The sequence below is a fragment of the Nocardia otitidiscaviarum NBRC 14405 genome (assembly GCF_000308635.1).
Lineage (GTDB): Bacteria > Actinomycetota > Actinomycetes > Mycobacteriales > Mycobacteriaceae > Nocardia > Nocardia otitidiscaviarum.
The window spans coordinates 1-22,061 of the sequence record NZ_BAGD01000273.1; the positions used below are offsets into that span (position 1 = coordinate 1).

Genomic DNA, 22,061 nt, shown 5'->3' on the forward strand with positions numbered 1-22,061 from the left:
GAGCACCCACAGGGGGTGATCGAAAGCCACCGACTCCGTGGCGAATTCGGTCGTTCCGCCCGCCGACGCGTCCGCCCACGTCATCGCCCCCGGCACGGCGTATCCGAGCCGCGACACCGCGACCGTGGCCCGCACCGTCGGCAATCCCGCTCGGAGCGCCGCGATCTCGGCCCGCCGGTCGTGGTCCTTGCCGCCGTAGCGGTAGCCGTCGGCGGTCACCAGCACGACCGGCTCCAGCTGCCCCAGCCGATCCAGCGCCGCTTGCGGGGAGTAGTCCTGTCCGCAGGCGCTCCAGATGGCACCGATACTGGCCGTGGCCAGGAAGGCGATGACCGCCTCGGGGATGTTCGGCAGGTATCCGACGACCCGGTCCCCGGCCTGGACTCCCTGCGCGCGCAGGGTGCGGGCGAAAGCGTCTGTGCGCGTGAGCAGTTCGGTCCAGCTCAGTTCTCGCACCGGCGCGTCCTCGCCGATATCGAGAATGGCGGGCCGGTCGGTGCGCGCCTGCCGCACCACCTGGTCGACGTAGTTCAGTCGCGCCTCGGGGAACCAGCGCGCGCCGGGCATGGCCGCATCGGTGAGCACCGCGCCCGGTGCCGGACCGAGGCCGAAGTAATCCCACACCGCCCGCCAGAATCCGGTGATGTCGTCCACCGACCACCGCCACAGCGAGCGGTAGTCGGGCAGATCCATGCCGGTGCGGGCGGTCACGAAGCGTGCGAAGTCGGTGATGCGCGCCGCCTCGATATCGGTGTCGCTCGGCGTCCACTGCGCCACAGCGGTATCCATCATCGCGCGCTCCATCCGCCGTCCATGGTGTAGGACGCGCCGGTGACCATGCCCGCCGCGTTCGAGGTGAGCCAGCCGACCAGCTCGGCGACCTCTTCGGGTTCGATGAGCCGTTTGACCGCGCTCTCGGTCAACAGGATCCGCTCCACCACATCCTGTTCGGGAATGCCGTGCGCGGCTGCCTGATCGGCGATCTGCTTGTCCACCAGTGGAGTTCGCACATAGCCGGGGTTGACGCAATTGCTCGTCACTCCGTGCGGCCCGCCCTCGAGCGCGGTCACCTTGGACAGTCCCTCGAGGGCGTGTTTGGCGGTGACATACGCGGATTTGTACGCCGACGCGCGAATCCCGTGCACGGACGAGATATTTACGATCCGCCCGAATCCGCGCTCGTACATGGCGGGCAGTGCCGCGCGGACGAGCAGGAACGGGGCCTCCACCATGAGCGCGAGCATGGCGCGGAAGCGCTCGGGCGGGAAGTCCACCAGGGGGCTCACGGTCTGGACACCGGCATTGTTCACCAGGATGTCCACCTCGAGCCGCAGGTCCTCGAGTGCCGTGACGTCGCCGAGGTCGACTTCCCATGCGCTGCCGCCGATATCGGCGGCCAGATCCTTGGCCGCGACGCCGTCGATATCGGCGACGGTGACCGCGGCCCCGCGCCCGGCCAGCTGCCGGGCGCAGGCCGCGCCGATCCCACTCGCACCGCCGGTCACCAGTGCGGTGCGACCGGTCAGATCGCCGGTGGGCATGCCACTCACGCGCTCACCGCCTTGGCATCGGTCGAGGCGGCCAGGCTGCGAGCATCGGCGCGGTCGAGCTCGGCCAGGTCCGCGCCCGTGGTCTCGCGGGCGAAGTACACCGCGACGAGGGTGACCGTGCAGGCCAGGGCCAGGTAGATCGCGATCGGGACCGACGAGCCGAAGCTGTCCAGCAGCTTCACCGCGATGATCGGCGCGAGCGATCCGGCGACGATCGAGGTGACCTGATAGCCGAGGGACACACCGGAATACCGCATGCGGGTCGGGAACATCTCCGCCATGATCGCGGGCTGCGCCGAGTACATGAAGGCGTGGAACACCAGGCCGAGCACGATGGCGAACAGGATGACGGCATTGTGCTCGCTGTCCATCATGGGGAAGGCGAAGAATCCCCAGGTGGCCGCGGTGGCCGCGCCCACGAAATAGACCGGGCGCCTGCCGATTCGGTCGCTGAGCCGTCCCACCATGGGGATCACCGCGAAGTGCACCGCGTGCGCGGCCAGCAGCCACCACAGGATCACCGTGGTGTCGGCCCCGACCTGCACCTTCAGATAGGTGATGGAGAAGGTGACCACCAGGTAGTACATGATGTTCTCGCCGAACCGCAGCCCCATGGCGGTGAAAACCCCACGCGGGTAACGCTTCATCACCTCGACGGCGCTGAACCCGGTGGCCTTCTCCTGCTCGGCCTGCTGCTGCGCGGCCAGGAAGATCGGCGCGTCGGTGATCTTGGTGCGGATGTAGTAGCCGATCAGCACGACCACCGCCGACAGCCAGAAGGCGACCCGCCAGCCCCAGGACAGGAACGCGGCGTCCGACAGGGTCGTGGTGAGCACCAGCAGTACGACGGTGGCGAGCATATTGCCGATCGGCACCGCCGCCTGCGGCCACGCGGACCAGAAGGCGCGGCTGCGATTTGGACTGTGCTCGGCCACCAGCAGGACCGCGCCGCCCCATTCGCCGCCGACCGCGAAGCCCTGAATGAACCGCAGCGCCACCAGCAGCGCCGGGGCCCAGTACCCGATCTGTCCGAAGGTGGGCAGGCAGCCCATCAGGAAGGTGGCCGCGCCGACCAGCAGCAGGCTCAGCTGCAACAGCTTCTTGCGTCCGTACTTGTCCCCGAAATGTCCGAAGACCACGCCGCCCAGCGGTCGTGCCGCGAAGCCCACCGCGTAGGTGACGAAGGCCGCGAGGATCGCATCGAGTTCGCTGGTGTTCTCGGAGAAGAAGACCTTGTTGAACACCAGCGTGGCCGCGGTGCCGTAGAGGAAGAACTCGTACCATTCCACGACCGTCCCGGCCATGGAGGCCGCCACCACCCTTCGGAGTCCGGTGGGGGCGGGATCGGATCCCGGCCGCGGCCCGGCTACGCCGACGCTCATCGCACTTCTCCTTACCGTTCGGCCGCATCACCCCTCATCTGTGATGCGGCCCACAAGATTTGAACTGTTCAGAGTATTCGTGCAGATTTCTTCGCCTGCAATGCCCACTTTCGCACTGGGTATCTGCAAAGATGCAGAAATGGCCGTGACCTCCGCCACTCCCCGTCCCAATGCGGATGACCTGCTCGTACTCCTGGCCGTCGGTCGCACCGGGCGCTACGTCAGCGCGGCGGAGGAGCTGGGCATCAACCACACCACCATCTCCCGCCGCATCGCCGCGCTGGAACGGGCGCTGGGCGGTCGGGTGCTGACGCGCGGTGCCGGTGGCTGGGAGTTGACCGAGCTGGGCCGGGAGGCCCTCGACGCCGCCGAATCCATCGAATCCGCGGTGCGTTCGCTCTCGCCGGACGCCCGCGGCGAACGCGTCCTCGAAGGCGTCGTCCGCCTGTCGGCCACCGACGGTTTCAGCGCCTACCTGGCCGCTCCCGCGGTGGCCGACGTCCGACGCAAACATCCCGGGGTGGCCCTGGAAATCGTCGCCGCCACCCGCCGCGCCTCACTGCAACGCTCGGGTCTGGATATCGAAGTGGTGGTGGGCAAACCGCAGGTCCGCCGCGCCGAACTCATCCGTCTCGGCGACTACGCCCTCGGCCTCTACGGCTCCCGCGCCTACCTCGCCGAACACGGCGCTCCCGCCACTCTCGACGACCTGACCGGCCAGCCCTTCGTCTACTTCATCGACTCCATGCTGCAGGTCGACGAACTGGATCTGGCCTCCAGCTTCGCCCACGGCATGCGCGAATCCATCTCCTCCACCAACGTTTTCGTCCACGTCGAAGCCACCCGCGCCGCGGCCGGACTGGGCCTGCTGCCCTGCTTCATGGCCGACCGCCACGCCGACCTGGTCCGCGTCCTCCCCGACCGGGTGGGCATCCGGCTGTCCTACTGGCTCGTCACCCGCCCCGAAGCGCTGCGCCGCCCTGAGGTCGCCGAGGTCGTCGACGCCCTGCGCGCCCGCGTGCACGCCGAACGCGACATGCTGCTCGGCACCGTATTGCCCACGCGGTGAGGGGGATTCGCGACATGTGGTCGGGGACGGTCAGGGTGCGGACCGGGGTGCTCGAGCTGAACGGGACGATCGGCACCGCGGCTCCGCACGCGCACCGCACCGTGCAGGTCGTGATCGCGCGGGCGGGGGAGTTGGTGCTGGCCGACGCGCACGGCACCGAACGTCGCGCCCGTGCGGCGCTCATCCCACCGCATCGCGAGCACGCCATCGTCTCGGGTGCGCCCGACGGCACCCTCGTGCTGGTGGACCCGGACCTCGCCGCCGGACAGCGGCTCACCGAGCTCACGGCCGATGACATCGATTCCTGGATTCGCGCCGCGAACACGGTGGTTGGTGACCCGAAGTGGTTCCGGGACGGCCGATTTCACGGACTACCGGATTCCGGCCCAGCCCCGCGACGCCATCCGTCCGTGACCCGAGCGGTCGCGCTGTCGCGCACCCGCCTCGACTCCGGTCCACTGCGCCTGTCGGACGTGGCGCGCGCGGTCGATCTGTCGGAAAGCCGTCTGTCCCACCTGTTCACCGCCGAACTGGGCCTACCGTTCAGCCCCTACATCCGCTGGCTGCGCATACTGCGCGCCATCGACCTGGTCGCGGCCGGGCACACCCTCACCGCCGCCGCCCACGGCGCGGGCTTCGCCGACAGCTCGCACCTGAATCGCGTCTGCCACCGCATGTTCGGCATCGCCCCCTCGGACTTCCGCGGCGTCCGCTGGATCGTCGAACCGATCCCGTAGCAGGTTCGTTCAAGCCCTTCCGCCGCTCCTCGGATGAGGCTGGTCGGCGACAGAACCGCTGCCCTACAGGAGGAATTCCGTGGCCCCCATGCCGCCAGCCATCCGAGCCGCCTTCGAAGCCGAACTCACCACCGCCCGCCGCACCACCGACCCCGACAGCGGATGGCGCGCCCTGGAACGCGCCCACATCCTCTCCCAACCCTGGCCCTGGCCCCACACCCGCGCCCACTGGCACATGCTTCGCCTCGCCCTGCACACCCACAACCGCCCCGAAACCCGCGGCCAACTCATCCGCCTGGCGGTAGCCGCCATCGCCTCCGCTCTCGGCCGCGTCCCCCTCGGCAACACCGGCCGCACCTCCGTCGGCCTCACCACCCCCATGCCCCTCCCCACCGACCTCGCCCGCCTCCTCACCGACGCGGGCATCACCGCCACCCGCTGACCCGCAGGAAGCCCCGCACCCGCTCTCGAACACACCGCCCTCACCCCGATTAGGTGAATCCGCCCCTCCTCGAGGTAATCTCATCCGGCACCGCGACGGCGGTAGCCACGGGCTGTGGCGCAGCTTGGTAGCGCACTTGACTGGGGGTCAAGTGGTCGCAGGTTCAAATCCTGTCAGCCCGACCAGGTCGGAGGCGGTTTCCGCCTCCGACCGGTCACGTTTTATGGACTAGTTGTGGACCGCGGCGCCTACCCCGGGTGTACCGGGGCTGACGGGCACAGAGGTAGTCAACCGGTGCGTGGAGTTCTTCGGCGCTGTCTTCGGAAGCTGTCGCCGGGCGATCGGTGAACGAGCACGAAATGGTCGAGAGACTGTTCCCCACCGTGGAGTTGATGTGGCCGACCAACTTCCTCATCGCTACCGAACATCTCATCGTGAGTCTCGACGGCCGGTGTCTGCGCTGGTGTCGAGGAGTTCCTTGAAGTCGGAATACATCCGGGTGGCCGCGGCGTCGTTCGCCGGGACCGAGTCGAGGCCGAGGAAGGAATGGATCAGCCCCGGAAAAATGTGCAGTGTCACTGCTACTCCGGCGTCGGCGAGCCGCTCGCCGTATTCCACGCACATGTCCAGCAGGGGGTCGCAGTCACCTACTCCGATCACGGCCGGTGCGACGCCGCCGAGCTGACGGGCGTGGATGGGCGAGGCGGGAAACATGCGGGCTGCGTCGGGATCGTCACGTAGGTACGCGGCGGCGGCTTGACGTACCTCGACGAGATCGAACAGATATCCAGTCGCCGCGTTGTCGTCGAGTGATCTGTAGCCGGTCAGGGTCAGGTCGATCTCCGGATAGCCGAGCAGCTGTGCGGCAACCGATCTGCCCTCATCGCGCAGCGCCAACGCGACCGCCGCAGCCAGATTCCCTCCCGCGCTGTCGCCCGCGACAGCCATCGGTCCCCCGCCGAACTCGGCGACGTGGTCCGCGATATACCGGGCAACGGTCAGGCAATCGTCGTATGCGGCTGGAAAGGGGTGCTGCGGCGGCAAGCGGTAGTCGACGGCTATCACCACTGCCTCCACGTCCCGGCATATTCGGCGGCACATCGCGTCGCACATGTCGAGATCGCCATACGCGAACGCACCGGCATGAAAGAACACGACGACCGGTGCCGTGCCGTCTGGCTCCGGCTGAAATATGCGCACCGGGACTCCGGAAACAACCGCGTCATCCGCGCTTCGGACCGTGATCGGCGGCTGCGGAGCCAGGCCCAGGACGAGTTCGCGGATATAGGCGGCCCGCTCGGCAGTTGACTGGGCACTTACCGAATTCGCCCCTGGAATACCGAGATTCTCCATCAGGGCGAGCGTGTCTGCGTCGACGTGCATGAACCCACCTCCTATCGCGGGCAAGAATCATTGACTGCCGGGGGTCGATCCTCGAACATAACTTCGTCGATGTCCGAGAATTCAGCGCTCTGTCCCTTGGCGAATTTTCGCATTTGTCGAGATATCTGCACAGCTTGGACGATGACGACCGACCGCCGCTAGCGAAGTGTGACCGGATGCACCCACGGCGTCGAGACATGACACACGGCACTACTCGGTGGGCCGCCGGAAGGTCGCCCGGTGAGGAGGCTGAAGCGGCCCTCGAGCAACGGCGCTCCGGAAGGAGTGAGGTAGCACTGTGGCTCGATCGGTCACGTTGTGGCACAACCGGTCAGGCTGTCGGGGTCGCCGTCCGCGCTAGCCTGAGACCGGTATTCGCCTCGCTTACGCTCGACGAGATCGGAACCGGTGATGACAGTGAACGGAGCGCTCGGCAAGCTCGAACCTCACGACCAGCGAAGCGAAGACCTTGCGCCATCGCGATTTTCCGGGGGCACATTGCCGGTAGCCACGCGGTATTCCCCGGCTCCGGGGTCCGGAGGCACAGCGGGCTATACGGTTGTCGACAGTCCGCGAACCAACCCGTATCGGGACAAGGTTGTTCATACCTACGACGACTCCCCGGAGATCTGGCGGCGGGTGCTGGGGGACACGTGCCTGTTCGAATGGGGTGTCTACGAAGGTGCGACGCGGGCTTTGTCGCTGGGCGAGGCCGGTGTTCGGTTCTTCGATCGACAACTCGGACTGGCCGGACTGCTGGGGGCCGACCGTCCCCGCATCGGGAGGATGCTGGATCTGGGCTGCGGGTGGGGTTTTCTCTGCTACCTGCTGGCCCGGCGGTTCCCCGAGTGCCTCCGCATTGATGCCATCAATATCAGCCCTCGCCAATTGGATTACTGCGCACGGTATCTGAGTGATCACGACCTGTTCGACCGGGTGTCGCTGTATCTGTGCGACGGTCAGGACGTGGGTCTGCTGCCCGATCCCGAGCAGCCCTACGATCTGGTGATCGTTCGTGGTGTCTATACGCATTTCCCGAACGACGTCTACGAGGCGTCGGTCTCGGCATTGGCCGAGCGGGTCGCTCCGGGCGGAATCGTCATCATCTCCGACACTCTTTTTCGCGGTGATCCGACCGGAGGGCTGGATGCCTACGTCTCGGAGATTCCCGATGAGGTCGACCGGCTCGCATGTGGCAACCGAAAGACCCCGGAGTATTTCGCCGGTGTACTGGAAGCCAACTCCTTCGAGATTCGGGACATGCGCGTTCTACCGTCCAATGGCGATGTGGCGCACTGGTTTGGGGACGTCAAAGCGAATATCGAGCGGGCATTTCCGGAGGGCGTGTCGGGGCCGGTGGAGGAGCTGCGGGTGATGGCCGACAATATGTCGGCTGCCCTCGCCAAGGATCAGGTCTCCGCCTACAGCATCGTCCTGCGGCGGAAGGGCGACCGGTGATCGCACTGCCCACCAGTTTCCACCTACCGGAGGTCGTCACCCGGCTGCCGCACGGATGTCATCGTGACTGCGCCGACTTGGACGCGCGGTCGGCCGAATTCGCCCGCCCCTACCTGCGGGCGTACTTCGGTGATGCGGACCGGACCGAACGGTACCTGCAACAGCGTATCCCGCACTACGGCTGCCTGGCCTACCCGGATACGGTCGGCGACCGTACGTTCGATCTGGTCAATCTCATGATGGGCGTGACCATCTACGACGACACCTTCAGCAAACCGGGTATCCGAGCCGACCGAGCGGCGACCGCCCGGCTGCACGAACGGTGGTGCCAGGTCTTCGATGACGATCGACCGCCCGAGGGGCCGGCGCACCGGTTCGTGCACGACGTGATGGCGGCCGCCGCGGCGCGGATGACGCCGCACCTGGCGCGCAGATCCCGACAAGCGTGGCGGGACATGGCCGACAGTCATCTCGCCGAGGCGGTGCGACGGCAGGACGGCGTCACACTCGACCCGGACCGGTACATGAGTGAACGGCTCACCAATGTCTACGGTTGGTGGATCACCACCCACGTCGAGTACGCCCTGGGCATCGACCTGGGCGAGCTTGCCGACGCACCGGAGATCCGCACCGTCCGTGCCCGGGCCATCGCACATATCGCTCTGGTCAACGACCTGTACTCCTTCGCGAAGGAGCTCGATCTCGAGGAGGCGATGAACCTCATTCTGGTTCTGCTGCACCGCGATGGCCTGACCCTGCAGCACGCCGTCGATACGCTCGTCGAGCTGATCCACCGGGCGGAAGCCGACTTCGTCGCCGCTCGCGACGCGGTCCGCGCCGGTCCGCTGGGTTCGCGGGCCGACATCCGCGCCTACCTGGACGGGATCGCCTACACCATGACGGGCAACCTGCGCTGGTCTCAGCTGTCCACCCGCTATCACGGCGATCAGCACGACGGCAGTCTCGTCACCGGTGGAACCATCTCGCTCACCCCGCGACCCACCATCTACTCGCCCTCCCGAGCAGGCCGCGTCGACCGCTGAAGTCCCATGCGGCGATTGCGCTATTTGTGCGTATCGCGCGGGCGTCATCGTCGGGCGCGCCGAACCGGTCACGCCGCCGTGTGCGTGAGGATGGCGGTGGCGAGCTCCTCGTGTACCTGCGGTGGCAGGGTGTGGCCCATGCCCGCGATCACCGTCAACCGTGCGTCCGGGATGTGTTCGGCGATGATCGCGCCGTGCCCCCGTTTTACCGGTTCCTGGCTGCCCTCGATGACGAGCGTGGGGGCTTGTACCCGATGCAGGACGCCCACCGGTTCGAAGTTCGGTTCGGCCGCTGCCGCCAGCCGGTGATTGGCTGTCGCCGACAGGTCGCGGGCGCGGTCGTGGATTCGTTCCTGGAGTGCGCGGGCCGCGTGCTCGTCGAACGGCAGCTCGGTGCCGTGCAGGACGCGCTGCTCGGCGACCATGGTGTCGATGCGGGCTTGTCGAGTCTCCGGCGGCGCGGTGGCCAGCAGCGTGCGGTAGAAGTCCACGAACTCCGGGGACGGTTCGGGCAGGCTGCCTTCGGGTTGTGGCTGGCCCAGCAGTGCGCGCATGAGGACCTGACCTTCTCCGCCGCCGAGGGGTGAGGAGCCGATGACGGTCAGTGATCGCACGCGGTCGGGCCGCTCCACGGCGATGAACTGGCCGAGCAGCCCGCCCGCCGAATGACAGACCAGGTGGGCGCTGTCCACGCCGTGTGTGTCCAGCACCCGGTACACGTCGTTCTTGATGTCGTGCCAGGTGTACGGAGTCGTCGCGAAATCGACGGTGTCCGATCTCCCGGTGTCGCGGTGGTCGTATCGGATGACGCGGCGGCCCCCGTCGACCAAGCGGTCCACGAATGCGTCCGGCCACAGGATGCCCTGCGACATCGAACCCATGATCAGCAGGATCGGCGTGCCCGACGGGGAACCGAACTCTTCACTCCAGATGTTCACGTCGCGCATGAGGCTGTTCCTCCCCGGTCGACCGTGGCGGCGCCCCGGTATCTGACCGATCAAATTGTAGTACTCCAATTGAAGTGATTAGGAATGTAGTACTACGAGCGGAGTGGTGTCAAGGGTGTACGGCGCCGCCGAGGTTGCATCCGGTACCGGGGTACGGGCTTAGCCTCGGAGGAGAGTGCTCAGCAGTGTCTTCGCGCAGTAGGAGGTGCGGGTCATGGCCGATGAATCCCCGATGCACCGGATCGGTGACATGGATAGCGGCCCGGTGGTAAGCGCTTCGGATCGGGCCTGGGTGGCGGTGGACGCGTGCACGCTGCCGTCCGAGGGGCAGTTGTCGCGGGTCGCGGAGTTCGACGCGCTCTTCCGGGACGGTGTGCGCGGTGTGGAGCGGGTGTCGCCGACCCGGTTGCGGCTGGATCTGGACAGCGCCGCCGTATCCCGGGCGCGTGAGCTGGCTGCCGTGGAGTCGGACTGCTGCTCGTTCTTCGCCTTCGAATTCACCACTGTCGGAGAAGAATCGGTGTGCATGGACATCGAGGTGCCACCCGCGCGAGTCGACGTGCTGGACGGGCTGGCCGCCCGCGCGATCGCGGGTGGGTCGGAATGACCGGGCTGCGGAGCGGTCAGGTGGCGCGTGCGGCCGGGGTGAACATTCAGACGTTGCGCTACTACGAGCGGCGCGGCCTGCTGGTCGCACCGGAACGCTCCCTGGGCGGGCATCGGATCTATCCGGAGCAGACGGTGACCGTGCTGCGGTTGATCAAGGCCGCGCAGCGGCTGGGCTTCACCCTCGTCGAGGTCGCGGATCTGTTGGCCGCCATGCGGATCGGGGGTGAGCGGCGCCCCGGGGTGGGGCTGCGCGCGCGAACCGAGGCCAAGCTGGCCGAGATCGAGGCCGAACTTGCGGAGCTCACCGCCAGGCGTGACATGCTGCGCGCGGCGGTGGCGGCCGGGTGCGATGACCTGCTGGCGTGCAGCGAATCTCCCTCCTGCCCATTGCCTTTCTCGCACGATGGCGCAGCGGAGAACACTATGGCGGCCGATGACAGCCAGGTCGGCGCGGCACGGCGGGAGTAGCTCTCATGGCCGGGCGCGGTCCGGTATCACCGGTGTCGTCGTGCGGTGAGCGCGGCGGCTGGGACGACGGCCAACGCGAGCACACCGCCGACCAGTGTCAGGGTCGGATAGCTGGTGGCGGCGACCATGAGTCCGGAGCCCATACCGCCGGTGGCGCCCGCGACGGCAATGGAGACATCCACCGCGCCTTGGGTTTTGGCGCGCGTGGCCAGCGGCACGGTGTCGGTGATGATGGCGGTGCCTGCCACGAGACCGAGATTCCACCCCAGTCCGAGCAGGGCCAGCGCCAGTGCGAGCAGGGCGACGGAGTAGCCGGGGGCCAGAGCCGCCAGCATGCCCGCCGCCAGCAGGGTCACGCCGGACGCGGCGGCGACGGGTAGGCGGCCGAAGCGGTCGACGAGCCAGCCGGTCAGCGGGGAGGGCAGGTACATGGCGCCCACGTGGATGGCGATGACCAGTCCGGCGGCGGCGGTGCCGTGTCCGTGATGGAGCATGTGCACCGGCGTCATGGTCATGATCGCCACCATGACCAGTTGGGTCAGTGCCATCACGAATCCGCCAATCGCGATGCCTGTGCCGGAGCCCTCGGTGTCGGGTAGGCCGTCGGTCGCGGTGGTGACCGGATCGCTTCCGCCCAGTTCGCGGGCCAGCAGCAGCGGATCCGGCCGCAGCCACACCGCGAGTACGAGCGCGGCCAGCGTGTACGCCAGCGCGGCGAGCAGGAACGGCCCGGCCAGATAGGGAATGCCGACCGTCTCGGCGAGACTTCCGGTGGGAGCGGCGAGATTGGGGCCGACGACACCGCCGAGCGTCGTGGCCACCAGCACGGTGGACACGGCACGGCCGCGATGGGAGGCCGTGGCCAGATCGGCTCCGGCGTAGCGGGCCTGCAAATTGGTGGCGGTGCCCGCACCGTAGACGAACAGTGCGAGGAACAGCAGGACCGGATTGTCCACGACGGCGGCGGCGATGACACCGAGACTGCCGACCGCGCCGGTGAGATACCCGGCGGCCAGCCCGGGCCGCCGCCCCCGCGCCTGCGACAACCGCCCCACCACGATGGCGGCGAGTGCGGAGCCCGCCGTGAACAGCGCACTGGGCAGCCCGGCCAGACTGGTCGACCCGAGCATGTCCTGAGCCAGCAGCGCGCCGACCGTGATCCCCGCCGCCAGCCCCGCACCGCTGAGGATCTGCGCGGACACCAGCACGGTCAGGACGCGGCGCTGCGCGAGTGCGAGATCGGGGGAGGAGGAGAGGTCGGTGGTGCTGTGCGACACGAGAGCGTTCTTTCCGAAGCGTTGTGCGCCCGGGCGCACCCTCACGGGCGTCCCGGGCGGTGGATCATGAACGGATATTCCAGCGAGCCAACCAGTCTCGCTCCTGCCGCTCCTTCTCCCGGTGGTAGGCCGTCGACGGTTCCCGCAGGCTCACCCGTGGCGCGGGCCGGGCCAGGAAATCGCCTTCGCCCTTGGCCGCGAGTTCACCGCCGAGCTCCACATAGCATGCGCCCTCGCCGGTGAAGCGGGAATCGGGTGCGTCGCAGCCGAGATAGCGCGCCACCTGATGGGCGGCCACCGTGGCCTCGGCCTCGGCGAAAACGGCCGCCTTCGGCAATGGTTTGCCATTGAGCAGCGGCAGTGCGGTGCAGTCCCCGACGGCGTACACACCGGGTGCGCTGGTGGCCAGGGTGGCGGGGTCGACGGAGATCCAGCCGCCGAGGCCGAGTCCGGTCGACGCTACCGCCGCGCCCGGTGCGTGCGGCGGCACGACCACGAGCAGATCGAAGGGTTCGGTTGTGCCATCGGTGAATTCGACCGTCCGAGTACGTGCGTCGATACCTGCGGCGGACTTGCCGCCGTGGAAACCGATGCCCCGCGCACCCATCATGTCCACCAGGGCGTTGCCGACCGCGGGTCCGGCGACCGGCATCGGGAGCGCGTCCGGAGTGAAGACATCGATGCGCACCGTACCGCTGGTGAATCTCTCACCGAGTTGGTCGGCGATCAGGAACGCCCCCTCGAACGGGGCCGCCGGGCATTTGAACGGCACCGCCGCGACCAGCACCAGCACCCGGCCGGACGTGAGGGCTTCGACCCGGTCGTGCAGGGCGACGGCCCCGTCGACGGTGTAGAACTCACCCGCCACCCCATCGCCGAGTGCCGATGCGAGACCCGGCAGCCGGTCGGAGTCCAGGTTCGCGCCCAACGCGATCACCAGGGCGTCGTAGCCGATACTTCCCGCCGGCCCGCAGTCGACGGTTCGCGCCTCGAGGTCGATGCGCTCGACGGCACCGGTGCGCAGGTCGATCCCGGGCAGTGCGGCCTCGGTGAGGCGCACGGTGATCTGCTCGGGAGTGCGCCAGCCACGCAGCACCCACAGCAGCGAGAGGCCGAGACCGCCGGTGAAGGAACGGTCGACCAGGACTATTCGATCGGTGGCGGGCAGGATCTCACGCAGTGTGGCGGCGGCGGTCAACCCGCCCACACCCGCGCCGAGCACGGCGACGGTTCTGCTCATGGCTCCTCGTTCCTCAACTGCTCGAAGGATTTGTGCTGATCGAAGGACTGTCAGACGTTGACGACCTGGTCGGCCCAGGTGGTCCACTCGGCCAGTTCCGCCATGGAGGAGCGGTGCGCACCGTCGATCAGTTGGCCCTCGCTCATGCCGCGAGCGTCCATGCACGCACCGCAGTTGCCGATCCGCCCGCCCTTCGCGGTCAGCGCGGTGGTCATCTTGGCGAGGTTGTAGAAGCCGTGGGGCACCTGCTGCCCGGCGGTGACGGAGATGACCGCGTCGGCGAAGTTGAACACGCGCACCGCGTGCCCGGCGTCGAGCATCTGCCGCGCCCAGCGGATGCCGTTGTAGGTGCGTTCGGTGCCATAGGGCGGGTCGTGCAGGACGAAGAGGTAGTTCACGGCTGCTCCCGAGTCGGTGCCGTCGCGGCCGGTTCGGCGGGCGACGAACTACAATCAGCTCTGACGTTGTTCCAAAGAACTATGGAATAATCTATTCCAAAGAGTATTGGAGAAGCAAGCGTGACTGAGCCGACCGGCCGCAAGGCGGCCCTGTTCGACGAGATCGCCCGCGTCGGCAAGGCGCTGGGCAATGGCCGCAGGCTGCAGATCCTCGACCTGCTCGCCCAGGGGGAGCGGTCCGTCGAGGCCATCGCCACCGCGACCGGCATGAACCTGACCACCGCCTCGGCGAACCTGCAGGCGCTCAAGGCGGGCGGCCTGGTGCAGGCCCGCCGGGACGGGACCCGTCAGTACTACCGGCTGGCCGGAACCGACGTCGCCCGCCTGTTCGCCCTGGTGCAGACCGTGGCAGAAGCCCATCTGGCCGATGTCGCCGCCGCCGCGGCGGCCGTGCTCGGTGCGCCCGAAGACGCCGTCACCCGCGACGAACTGATCCGCCGCCGCGAGGCCGGGGAGATCACCCTCATCGACGTGCGCCCCCACGAGGAATACCGGGCGGGCCACATCCCCGGCGCGATCAATATCCCGCTGTCCGAACTGGCCACCCGCCTCGCCGAACTCCCCGCCGACCGCGACATCGTCGCCTACTGCCGCGGGGCCTACTGCGTCATGGCACCCGACGCCGTCCACATCGCCCAGCAATCCGGACGGGAGGTCAAACGCCTCGAGGAAGGGATGCTCGAGTGGGCGTTGGCGGGCCTGCCGGTGGAACGCATGTCGTGATGGCGGGTGTCACTCCAAGGGGGGAGAACGCGGTTGAGGGCAACACGCGTGTCCGCCCATCGATGCCGCGCCGCCGGATGGTGGCGCAGAGACCGGTCGACGCCCCACCTCCGACTGCGGGGGCCATGGGTGCCCGGTCGTTGACGCGTTACCGCGTGACCACGGCAGGAGCGAGGTCGAGACGGCGGCGGGTGCGTCGGCGGGGTCAGGAAGGGCAGCCGACCGCCGCCGAGGATCCGGTGGTGAGTGCGGCGACCAATCCGGCGAGCAGCCCGGCCGCGCATTCGGCCGACCAGCTCATCGCATTGGTGGAGGCCGGTGTGACGGCGGGATCGGCGTGTGCGGCGGCACCGCTGGTCAGGGCCGCGGCGACGAACAGGACGAGAATCGGGCGAGACAGTGTGCGCATGAGTTGCTGGCCTCCGCTGTGGTCGAGCGCCGGGTACCGGTCACTTGCGGCCGGACGCTATCAGCGGCATCGGGCTGAACACAGCCCTGGATTTCCGGGGCACCGGTGTTCGGATCACCGCACCGGTCTGCCGCCGTCAGCCGCCCAGCATCGCGCCGATTCCCAGCACCGCGACCACCGCGACGAATACGAGCAGGAAGGCGGCGACGGCGACGAGAGCGCCGATGACCAAGGGGCGCAGTGGATTTCGTATCGTTGTCGGCACCGTGACGGCGGGGAGGTCGCGGGTCAGGCGGTCGAGGTCGGTACGGCGGCGGGCGTGGGCGGCGGCTTCGGCGCGGGCGGAGAACTCCTCGGGGGTCAGGGCGCCGGCCGCGAGTTGGGTGCGGAGCAGGCCGATGACCCGCTCGCGGTCGGCGTCGGTGGCGCGGAGGGAGGGGCCGATGGGCATGGACGCCCTCACTGTCTGGTCGGATGATTCAACTGTTGCCATGCGGCGGCCCAGGCGGTGTCGCGCCGGTGATCGATGGCGGCTCGCCCGGCCCAGATCAGCAGTCCGGCGGTAGACCAGACCGAGAACAGCACCACTATGCCGGCTCCGATGCCGTCGAGGACGGCGTCGCCGGTGCGCCGGGGCGGGTCGACCGGGGCGCCGTCCGTGCCGATCCACACCGGGACCTCGTCGCCGCGACCGGTGTTGAAGGGGACGGGTGCGGTGAGGGTGTGCTCACGTCCCTCCTCGCGCCACGACACGGTGGCCTGGAATCGGCGCTCCGATTTCTGGTGCGTCGGATCATCGGTGATGGTGGCGGTGACGAGAGTCCTGCCGGCGTTGTCGGCCAGAATACGGTCGCTCGTGCGACTGTAGGCTTCGGTGCCGACCGCGCCCGCGATCGGAACGACGAGCAGGCTGAGTGCCAGCAGTGTTGCGAGGGCGACGGTTTCGAAGCGCAGGGATGCGGGCATCAGAGGGTTGGCATTCCACGGTCGCATCCGCCAGAGCCGGACCGAGAGCGGCGGGTAGCCAGACATCGCAGTCACCCACTTCCGGCGAACTGGCTGTCGTCATGCACGCGCGATTGGTCGCACCTGCGATTATCCCATGGTGGCGGGTGAAAGTCAGACGATCCGTCGATGGCGCTGCGGCCGTGGGCATTCCATCAGTCGGGTTTGTCGGTGGTGTCCAGCGAACCGGTGTTCGGGGACGGGGCCGGTTCCTCCGGCAGCGGTCGGCGGATACTCACCACCACCGAGATCGTGAGTACCACTACCACCACCGCCAGGCTCACCGGTGATGGGATCTCGGGGACAGCGGGTGTGATCGTCTTGTGCGCGGCCTGGAGGATGAGCTTCACGGCGATGAATCCGAGGATGATCGCCAAACCCGTCGACAGATGGTGGAAGCGTGCGAGCATTCCGGAGAGCAGGAAGTACAGGGCGCGCAGGCCGAGAATGGCGAACGCGTTGCTGGAGTAGACGATCAGTGGTTCCTGGCTGACGGCCAGCACCGCGGGCACGCTGTCGACGGCGAAGACGATATCGGCCGCCTCGATGGCCACGACCACCACCAGCAGGGGCGTGGCGACCCACCGGCCCGCCGAGCGGACGAAGAAGTGCGCGCCCGCGTACTCGTGCTGGATCGGCATGACCCGGCGCACCAACCGCACCGCCGTGCTGCTGCCGGGGTCGAAGGCGTTGTCGTCGTCGGCGAGCAGTTTGTAGGTGCTGTAGAGCAGGATCGCGGCGAAGACGAACAGCACGGCGGTGAACTGCTGCACCACGGCGACGCCGAGGAGCAGGAAGATGCCTCGGAAGACGAGCGCGCCCAGGACGCCGAGGAACAGTACGCGGTGCTGGTACTCGCGAGGCACCTGGAAGTAGCCGAAGATCAGCGCGAATACGAAGAGATTGTCCACCGACAGGCTCTTCTCGAGCAGCCACGCGGTCGTGAAGTCCACCGACGCGGTCGGGCCGACGACGACGGCGACGAGTACCGCGAAGGCCAGTGACAGAGCGACCCAGAGAATGCTCCAGCGCAGCGCTTCCTTGAAACCGATGACATGCGGACCGCGGTGCGCGACGAGGTCGACGACGAGACCGACGACCAGGACAGTGCCGAACACCACCCACAGCCAGATGGGGACGTCCATTTTCCGCCGCTCCTCGGATGTTGGCCCGGTGTGGAGTTGGTCGCGCCGCACGGTGGAGTGGCGCCTCGCCTCGGAGAACCGGCGCGTCGCCGGGACAGCCGCGACGACGCCTAAGTGCTTTCGGTTCTCGGTGTTTCGCGTCCGACCGGTCTTGTTTCGGTACGGCCGCCCTATCGACAAATGTACCGGAGCCGGGTGCCGTGCCCGGGTCGTCCGGCTGCCACCACCGCTCTCGCCACCGGCGTCGGACGGTCGGTGTTCAGTAGACCCGGGGCGCGCAGGGGCTGGGCAAGGCCGACATGGTGGCCATATCGCAGATGGTGCCGGTCATGATGTGCAGCGGTGCGGCGACCAAGAGGGCGAGGATGCCGATGACATTGCCCTGCTGGGCGAACAGGGCGAGGGAGTCCGCCGCGGCCGAACCGGAGTCCAGGGCCGAGGAGCCGGTGCCGGTACCGTCGGCGACGGTGACCGCGGGAATCGGGGCGGGGGCTGGTTCGGCGGAGGAGTGCGCGGCGGTTGCGACGAGGGTGATAGCCGCGATCGAGGCGAAGGCGAGGTGCAGGGGGGTACGCATGGGGGAAGCTCCTGAGAATGGGGGTCGTCAGCGCGGGGGCTGGCTGAGATCGCGGTTCATGGTGGGGATTTCGATGCTGATGGGCATGCGCAGGTCGGCCAGGTAGATCAGGGCGGCCTGGCGTAGGAACTCGTCGAACATCCAGTACGCCTCCTGGGTCGGCGGGACCGCGGCGAGGACGCCCTCGCGGACGGCGATGAACGGTCCCCAGCTCACACGCAGCAGCGGATCCCAGATGGGTTCGCGGGGGATGCCCAGGCCGTCGGCGATCCGGTCGCCGAGCAGGAAGCGGGTGAACGCGCCGAGCACCGGTCGGGTGACGATGGACAGATCGAGCTGGTTGCCGAGGCCGAGCAGCCGGTCGGCGAGTTTCGTGCCCTCCGGGGTCACCGCGATGATCGGGTCGAGTACCTGCGCGGCTTGGGAATCGGCCTCCGCCCAGGAGTTGGGGATGTACTCGTCGCGGATGCCGAGCATATGCGCGGCCACCTGCCAGGAGTGCAGGAAGGCGTCGGATTCGTTGCCCGGGATCGGTACCCGCCAGGCGGTGAGGTGTTTCATGACCGTGGTCGGGAGGCTGTGCCAGGTCACCATCATGTCGTTCTGGCTGATCGGAATCTCCTCGGTGGCCATGGCTTTCCAGTGCGGCGACCGCGGCAGCAGATGCCGCACCCCGGCGTGGGCGAGCCGGGTCTTGACGCAGGTCACCACCATTTCGCCGGCGGGGGCGTAGGCATTGTGGGTGCCGATGTCGTAACCGAGTTTGGCGGTTTTGGAGATGCGGTCGCGCAGGTCGTGTCCGCCCTTGGAGTAGTAGACCGCGCGGGCCTCCTTGGGGATGACCGTGCTCATCATGCCGCTGGCCAGTCCGTACAGCACACCGAGGTAGAGGCCGCGCTTCTTGTTGAAGTCCACCGCGGTGGCCAGTTTCGCCGGGTCGGTCCAGTGCGGCAGCTGCCGGGCGTACTCCATGAAGTCGCGCAGTTCCGTCGGCAGTCCCGCGGGCAGGGGTTGTCCGTTGCGGGTCCAGGTTCGCAGCAGTTCGTTGACGCGAGGCACTTCGCCGCTGTCGATGAGACGGGCGATCACAGGATCGGCTTCGGCGTCCCAGACATACATCGGATCGGTTCCGCTCCCGGTTCCGGCCACCGACCCCTCCGGTGACCAGGTCCACGGTTGCGCCCGCGCGGGTGCGATGGCGGCCAGCGCACCGAAAGCACCTAGAGCCCCACCGGCTTTCAGCGCGAACCGCCTGTTGAGATTGTCCATGTCCACTGCTCCTCATCGAGACTTTCACAGAAGGTGAGGCACTGAAACGCTCACCGTGTCTGCGTACCATTGATGAGAGCACAGAGTGGCGGCCATCACAAGGTGGTGCCCGTGATCGGCCGGACTATCGGCCGGAGCTCGAGCTGTCCCAGTAGGTGGTGGCGGCATCGCCGGATCGCTTGTTTCCAGGTCCGGTGGGTGCGGGGTACGCGGGTGCTGGACATGGCCCCGTGACCGCAACCTCGCCGGGTCTCGCGGCCGGTCCGAAGGCGGCGTGCGCCTGGGGATTCGAGCGTTCGAACGGCGGTAGTGCTACGTCTGCCAGCGGGACGGGGGCCGCGTGTCGCGGCGCGCGTGGCGACCCGTGCCGCCGATCGAGATGCGGGGGATCGGCGGCCGGGACGGCTTCGGTGTGGGCGCGGTGTCCGGATCGATGCGGGGCAGGATCTGGGTGGGGCCGTCGAGCTCGTGGTGGAGTTGGGCGAGGAAGGCGTCGAGGCTGTCGAAGTGGGTGAGGATCGTCGACAGCAGGCGCAGGGCGCTGCCGTCGGTATCGGCCGTCGTCATACGTCTCCGCCGGAGGTTGGGCCCGGGGGTCGGGCGGTGGGGGAGTGCGCGGCCCACCGGTGGGCCGATAGGGTTGTCGCGGTTGGGTTCCGCGCCCACCGGTGGGGTTGTGCGTGCGGCATCGATCCCGCGTGTCGGTGGGACCGTGGGGGCCGCCAAGGGGCGGGCGGCCCACCGGGCATCAGGTTAGTGCGGGCGCGGTGCGCTCCGGAGCTGGTGCGCGGCCATGCTTCTGCGGATTTCGGCCAAAACCGCGGGTACGACACGCCCGGATGTTCTTGAATTAGCTACATAATTGCTGAACTGCGTCACGCTCGCTGTCCGATGGGAGATCATCTGCGGCATGCTCGTCGACTCATGGTGTGTGCGTTCGATACACAGCGCGGCGGTACTCGTCGACTACGCGGGTAACCGGTCGATGACCGCCGCGCAGGCGCTGGCCGGGACCGGGCTCGCGACCGCGGATCTGGAGGATCCGGAGGTCGAGATCGACATCGCGCAGGAGTTCCGGATCGTCGACAACATCCTCACCGCGACGGGCGACGAACCCGGTCTGGGACTGCTGGCCGGATTCTCCGTGCACCTGCCGATGCTCGGCAGCCTGGGCATCGCGTTGAGCAGCTGCTCGACCGTACGCGAGATGGCCGAATTGTGGGCCCGCTATGCCGATCTCTCCTTCGCCTACACCCGCTTCAGCCTCGCCGACGCGGGGGATCGGGTGCTGGTGCGGCTGGACTCCGAGACCGTGCCCGCGCGGGTGCGGCGTTTCGCGATCGAGCGCGATCTCGCACTGGTGCGCACGGTGCAGCGGGAGCTGTTGAGCTGGGACGTGCCCGTGGAACGGCTCGAGGTGACGCTGCCCTACGCGCCGGTGTACGAGGCGGTCGGCGTGCTGCTCGGTATCGCCGACATCGTCTACGACCGACCCGCCGACGTACTCGTCCTGCGCGGCGCGGATCTGCAGCGGCCCATGCCGCAGGCGAACGCGGTGCTGCGCCGCCAGTACGAGCGGATGTGCGAGCGGTTGGTCGAGCGCCGCCGCGCGCGCATCGGACTCGCCGGACAGGTGCGCGCCCTGCTGGTCCGGCGCGGCGGCGCGGTCGACCAGGCTGCCGTCGCCGCGGATCTGCACATGAGTGTGCGCACGCTGCGCCGCCGCCTCGCCGACGAAGGCACCACCTTCCGCGAACTGGTCTGTGAGACAACGGGAATGCTCGCCGAGGAACTGCTCGCCGCGGGCTTCACGGTCGACACCGTCGCCAACCGCCTGGGCTACGCCAGCCCGTCCGCCTTCACGGCCGCGTTCCGGGAGTGGACGGGACAGACCCCGGGCCGCTTCGCCCGCGCCGAGCAGATCGCGCCCCGCCGCAACGGCTCCGGGCCGGATAGGGCGAAAAGTCCGAATCCACACCGGGACTGAGCCCGCCACGGACCGAACCCGCCGCCGAGCCGAGAATGCCGCCGCGTCCCGCGCAGCACCCTCGCCACCGGGGAAACTCGTACCCCGCGGACCGACCTCCGACACCGAATTGTCCTCGCGGGTGACCCGGAACCCGCGCTACCGAGAATGCCGCCGCTGCCACCGAGCGCTGACCTCCGCTCGAACCGGCTGGCTGTCGCGAATGACGGCGGCGGAGTGGAACTGGTGAGGATGACACCGTCGGCCGCGTCGCCGACCAACCGGAGGGCTCGTTCGAGCCCGTGCGAATCCGGGCCGTTCGAACGCAGGGGTCCCGGCCGTGCGTAGGCGGTGCGTTCGGGTGCGGTGGCCTACCGGCCTCTCGGGGACGGAGGTCAGCGCACCGCGTCGTCGCCGTGCGGGTGCGCGGCGGCGAGTCGTTCGGCGGCGACGCGGGCGATGGTGTGGACCTGGCGGGTGCGGGCCTCCGGGTGGGCGGTGCGTTGTTCGAGGGCGGTGGTGATGCGGGTGAGTGCCGTGGTCGCGTCCTGGACGGTCTGGTTGATCAGGCTGTGGCGGGCGGTGAGGTCGCGGTGGGCGTGGACGAGGTCGGTGTGGTGGCGCCGCAGCTCGGTGATGCGGTTGAGCAGATCGGCGACCTCCCGGGTGGTGAGGGTGACGGTCGGGTGGTCCTCGCCGCGCAGGATCGCCTCGGCGGAGATTTCGGCACAGCGGGCGTGCAGTAGGTCGAGAATGTCGGTCAGGGGGTCCACCTCCCACGGTGCGGCGGGGTTGTCGGGCACCCCGTCGGTCGGTTTCGGCGCGCCGCCAGGGCGGCCCGGACGTCGTGCTCACCGTCGAGTCGGAGACGATACGCGCGGGTAACACGGACTCGCATGTACAT

Annotated in this window: 25 protein-coding genes and 1 tRNA gene; 10 read left to right on the plus strand and 16 right to left on the minus strand. The window is 68.4% G+C overall.

The features are described 5' to 3' along the window. The 3 genes from ON31_RS30605 to ON31_RS30615 form a co-directional block, all read right to left on the minus strand. Positions 1-789: AMP-binding protein (locus ON31_RS30605; protein ID WP_039818663.1), on the minus strand; the 789-nt coding region annotated here is incomplete at its 3' end. Continuing rightward, complete coding sequence (locus ON31_RS30610) at positions 789-1,541, minus strand: 3-hydroxybutyrate dehydrogenase (RefSeq protein ID WP_039818632.1); 753 nt, start codon at positions 1,539-1,541, stop codon at positions 789-791. The genes ON31_RS30610 and ON31_RS30605, both read right to left, overlap by 1 nt. 5 nt (positions 1,542-1,546) lie before the next feature. After that, positions 1,547-2,932: an MFS transporter gene (locus ON31_RS30615; RefSeq protein WP_039818633.1), complete on the minus strand. Its 1,386-nt coding sequence runs from the start codon at positions 2,930-2,932 to the stop codon at positions 1,547-1,549. Between the two features lie 139 nt (positions 2,933-3,071). Between ON31_RS30615 and ON31_RS30620 the strand changes: the two genes are divergently transcribed. The 4 genes from ON31_RS30620 to ON31_RS30635 all read left to right on the plus strand — a co-directional run bounded on the left by ON31_RS30620 (position 3,072) and on the right by ON31_RS30635 (position 5,365). Further along, positions 3,072-4,001, plus strand: a complete 930-nt coding sequence (locus ON31_RS30620; RefSeq protein ID WP_051038005.1) for a LysR family transcriptional regulator — start codon at positions 3,072-3,074, stop codon at positions 3,999-4,001. A 47-nt stretch (positions 4,002-4,048) separates the two neighbouring features. Then, the gene (locus ON31_RS30625; protein WP_157533819.1) at positions 4,049-4,738 is read left to right on the plus strand and encodes a helix-turn-helix transcriptional regulator; all 690 of its coding nucleotides are present in this window, start codon (positions 4,049-4,051) and stop codon (positions 4,736-4,738) included. Positions 4,739-4,826: 88 nt separating this feature from the next. Beyond that, positions 4,827-5,180, plus strand: coding sequence for a DUF3703 domain-containing protein (locus ON31_RS30630; RefSeq protein WP_039818636.1), 354 nt, complete (start codon positions 4,827-4,829; stop codon positions 5,178-5,180). A 108-nt stretch (positions 5,181-5,288) separates the two neighbouring features. After that, positions 5,289-5,365, plus strand: a tRNA-Pro gene (locus ON31_RS30635). A gap of 244 nt (positions 5,366-5,609) precedes the next feature. Here the strand turns inward: ON31_RS30635 and ON31_RS36015 are convergent. Continuing rightward, positions 5,610-6,563, minus strand: a complete 954-nt coding sequence (locus ON31_RS36015) for an alpha/beta hydrolase (RefSeq protein WP_147287207.1) — start codon at positions 6,561-6,563, stop codon at positions 5,610-5,612. A gap of 411 nt (positions 6,564-6,974) precedes the next feature. Here ON31_RS36015 and ON31_RS30645 point away from each other — a divergent pair, with 411 nt between their 5' ends. Both ON31_RS30645 and ON31_RS30650 read left to right on the plus strand, forming a co-directional pair. Continuing rightward, positions 6,975-8,021 carry an SAM-dependent methyltransferase gene (locus ON31_RS30645; RefSeq protein ID WP_081592859.1) on the plus strand — a complete coding sequence of 349 codons (1,047 nt, stop codon included), beginning with the start codon at positions 6,975-6,977 and terminating at the stop codon, positions 8,019-8,021. Further along, positions 8,018-9,064, plus strand: a complete 1,047-nt coding sequence (locus tag ON31_RS30650; RefSeq protein WP_039818637.1) for a terpene synthase family protein — start codon at positions 8,018-8,020, stop codon at positions 9,062-9,064. The genes ON31_RS30645 and ON31_RS30650 overlap by 4 nt, the downstream gene beginning before the upstream one ends. 68 nt (positions 9,065-9,132) lie before the next feature. On the opposite strand, the gene ON31_RS30655 is transcribed toward ON31_RS30650, so the two are convergent. Then, positions 9,133-10,011: an alpha/beta fold hydrolase gene (locus ON31_RS30655; RefSeq protein ID WP_039818638.1), complete on the minus strand. Its 879-nt coding sequence runs from the start codon at positions 10,009-10,011 to the stop codon at positions 9,133-9,135. Positions 10,012-10,225: 214 nt separating this feature from the next. On the opposite strand from ON31_RS30655, the gene ON31_RS30660 reads away from it, so the two are divergent. Together ON31_RS30660 and ON31_RS30665 are read left to right on the plus strand one after the other, a co-directional pair. After that, positions 10,226-10,618, plus strand: coding sequence for a hypothetical protein (locus ON31_RS30660; RefSeq protein WP_228811101.1), 393 nt, complete (start codon positions 10,226-10,228; stop codon positions 10,616-10,618). Beyond that, entirely contained in the window at positions 10,615-11,088 is a 474-nt protein-coding gene (locus tag ON31_RS30665) for a MerR family transcriptional regulator (protein ID WP_051038014.1), read from the plus strand. The genes ON31_RS30660 and ON31_RS30665 overlap by 4 nt, the downstream gene beginning before the upstream one ends. Positions 11,089-11,114: 26 nt before the next feature. On the opposite strand, the gene ON31_RS30670 is transcribed toward ON31_RS30665, so the two are convergent. The 3 genes from ON31_RS30670 to ON31_RS30680 all read right to left on the minus strand — a co-directional run bounded on the left by ON31_RS30670 (position 11,115) and on the right by ON31_RS30680 (position 14,003). Then, complete coding sequence (locus ON31_RS30670) at positions 11,115-12,365, minus strand: MFS transporter (RefSeq protein WP_039818639.1); 1,251 nt, start codon at positions 12,363-12,365, stop codon at positions 11,115-11,117. A 64-nt stretch (positions 12,366-12,429) separates the two neighbouring features. Further along, positions 12,430-13,605, minus strand: a complete 1,176-nt coding sequence (locus ON31_RS30675) for an NAD(P)/FAD-dependent oxidoreductase (protein ID WP_039818640.1) — start codon at positions 13,603-13,605, stop codon at positions 12,430-12,432. Between the two features lie 50 nt (positions 13,606-13,655). Next, on the minus strand, positions 13,656-14,003 hold the full coding sequence (locus tag ON31_RS30680; RefSeq protein ID WP_039818641.1) for a DsrE/DsrF/TusD sulfur relay family protein: 348 nt from the start codon (positions 14,001-14,003) through the stop codon (positions 13,656-13,658). 120 nt (positions 14,004-14,123) lie between these two features. On the opposite strand from ON31_RS30680, the gene ON31_RS30685 reads away from it, so the two are divergent. Continuing rightward, positions 14,124-14,786, plus strand: coding sequence for an ArsR/SmtB family transcription factor (locus tag ON31_RS30685; RefSeq protein WP_039818642.1), 663 nt, complete (start codon positions 14,124-14,126; stop codon positions 14,784-14,786). A 205-nt stretch (positions 14,787-14,991) separates the two neighbouring features. Here the strand turns inward: ON31_RS30685 and ON31_RS30690 are convergent, their stop codons facing one another. From ON31_RS30690 to ON31_RS30720, 7 genes are all read right to left on the minus strand, one after another. After that, complete coding sequence (locus tag ON31_RS30690) at positions 14,992-15,195, minus strand: hypothetical protein (RefSeq protein ID WP_039818643.1); 204 nt, start codon at positions 15,193-15,195, stop codon at positions 14,992-14,994. A gap of 136 nt (positions 15,196-15,331) precedes the next feature. Continuing rightward, positions 15,332-15,646, minus strand: coding sequence for a DUF1707 SHOCT-like domain-containing protein (locus ON31_RS30695; protein ID WP_039818644.1), 315 nt, complete (start codon positions 15,644-15,646; stop codon positions 15,332-15,334). Positions 15,647-15,654: 8 nt separating this feature from the next. Further along, positions 15,655-16,227: an Rv1733c family protein gene (locus ON31_RS30700; protein WP_147287208.1), complete on the minus strand. Its 573-nt coding sequence runs from the start codon at positions 16,225-16,227 to the stop codon at positions 15,655-15,657. 128 nt (positions 16,228-16,355) lie between these two features. Then, the gene (locus ON31_RS30705; protein ID WP_039818645.1) at positions 16,356-17,345 is read right to left on the minus strand and encodes a TerC/Alx family metal homeostasis membrane protein; all 990 of its coding nucleotides are present in this window, start codon (positions 17,343-17,345) and stop codon (positions 16,356-16,358) included. Positions 17,346-17,604: 259 nt separating this feature from the next. Further along, on the minus strand, positions 17,605-17,922 hold the full coding sequence (locus ON31_RS30710; protein WP_039818646.1) for a hypothetical protein: 318 nt from the start codon (positions 17,920-17,922) through the stop codon (positions 17,605-17,607). 27 nt (positions 17,923-17,949) lie between these two features. Beyond that, positions 17,950-19,191, minus strand: coding sequence for an oxygenase MpaB family protein (locus ON31_RS30715; protein WP_039818647.1), 1,242 nt, complete (start codon positions 19,189-19,191; stop codon positions 17,950-17,952). A 312-nt stretch (positions 19,192-19,503) separates the two neighbouring features. Continuing rightward, positions 19,504-19,758 carry a hypothetical protein gene (locus ON31_RS30720; protein ID WP_039818648.1) on the minus strand — a complete coding sequence of 85 codons (255 nt, stop codon included), beginning with the start codon at positions 19,756-19,758 and terminating at the stop codon, positions 19,504-19,506. Positions 19,759-20,101: 343 nt separating this feature from the next. On the opposite strand from ON31_RS30720, the gene ON31_RS30725 reads away from it, so the two are divergent. Next, on the plus strand, positions 20,102-21,178 hold the full coding sequence (locus tag ON31_RS30725; protein WP_051038018.1) for an AraC family transcriptional regulator: 1,077 nt from the start codon (positions 20,102-20,104) through the stop codon (positions 21,176-21,178). A 374-nt stretch (positions 21,179-21,552) separates the two neighbouring features. On the opposite strand, the gene ON31_RS30730 is transcribed toward ON31_RS30725, so the two are convergent. Continuing rightward, positions 21,553-21,960 (minus strand): hypothetical protein, encoded by a 408-nt coding sequence (locus ON31_RS30730; RefSeq protein ID WP_039818649.1) that lies wholly within the window; start codon positions 21,958-21,960, stop codon positions 21,553-21,555. Between the last annotated feature and the right edge of the window lie 101 nt (positions 21,961-22,061).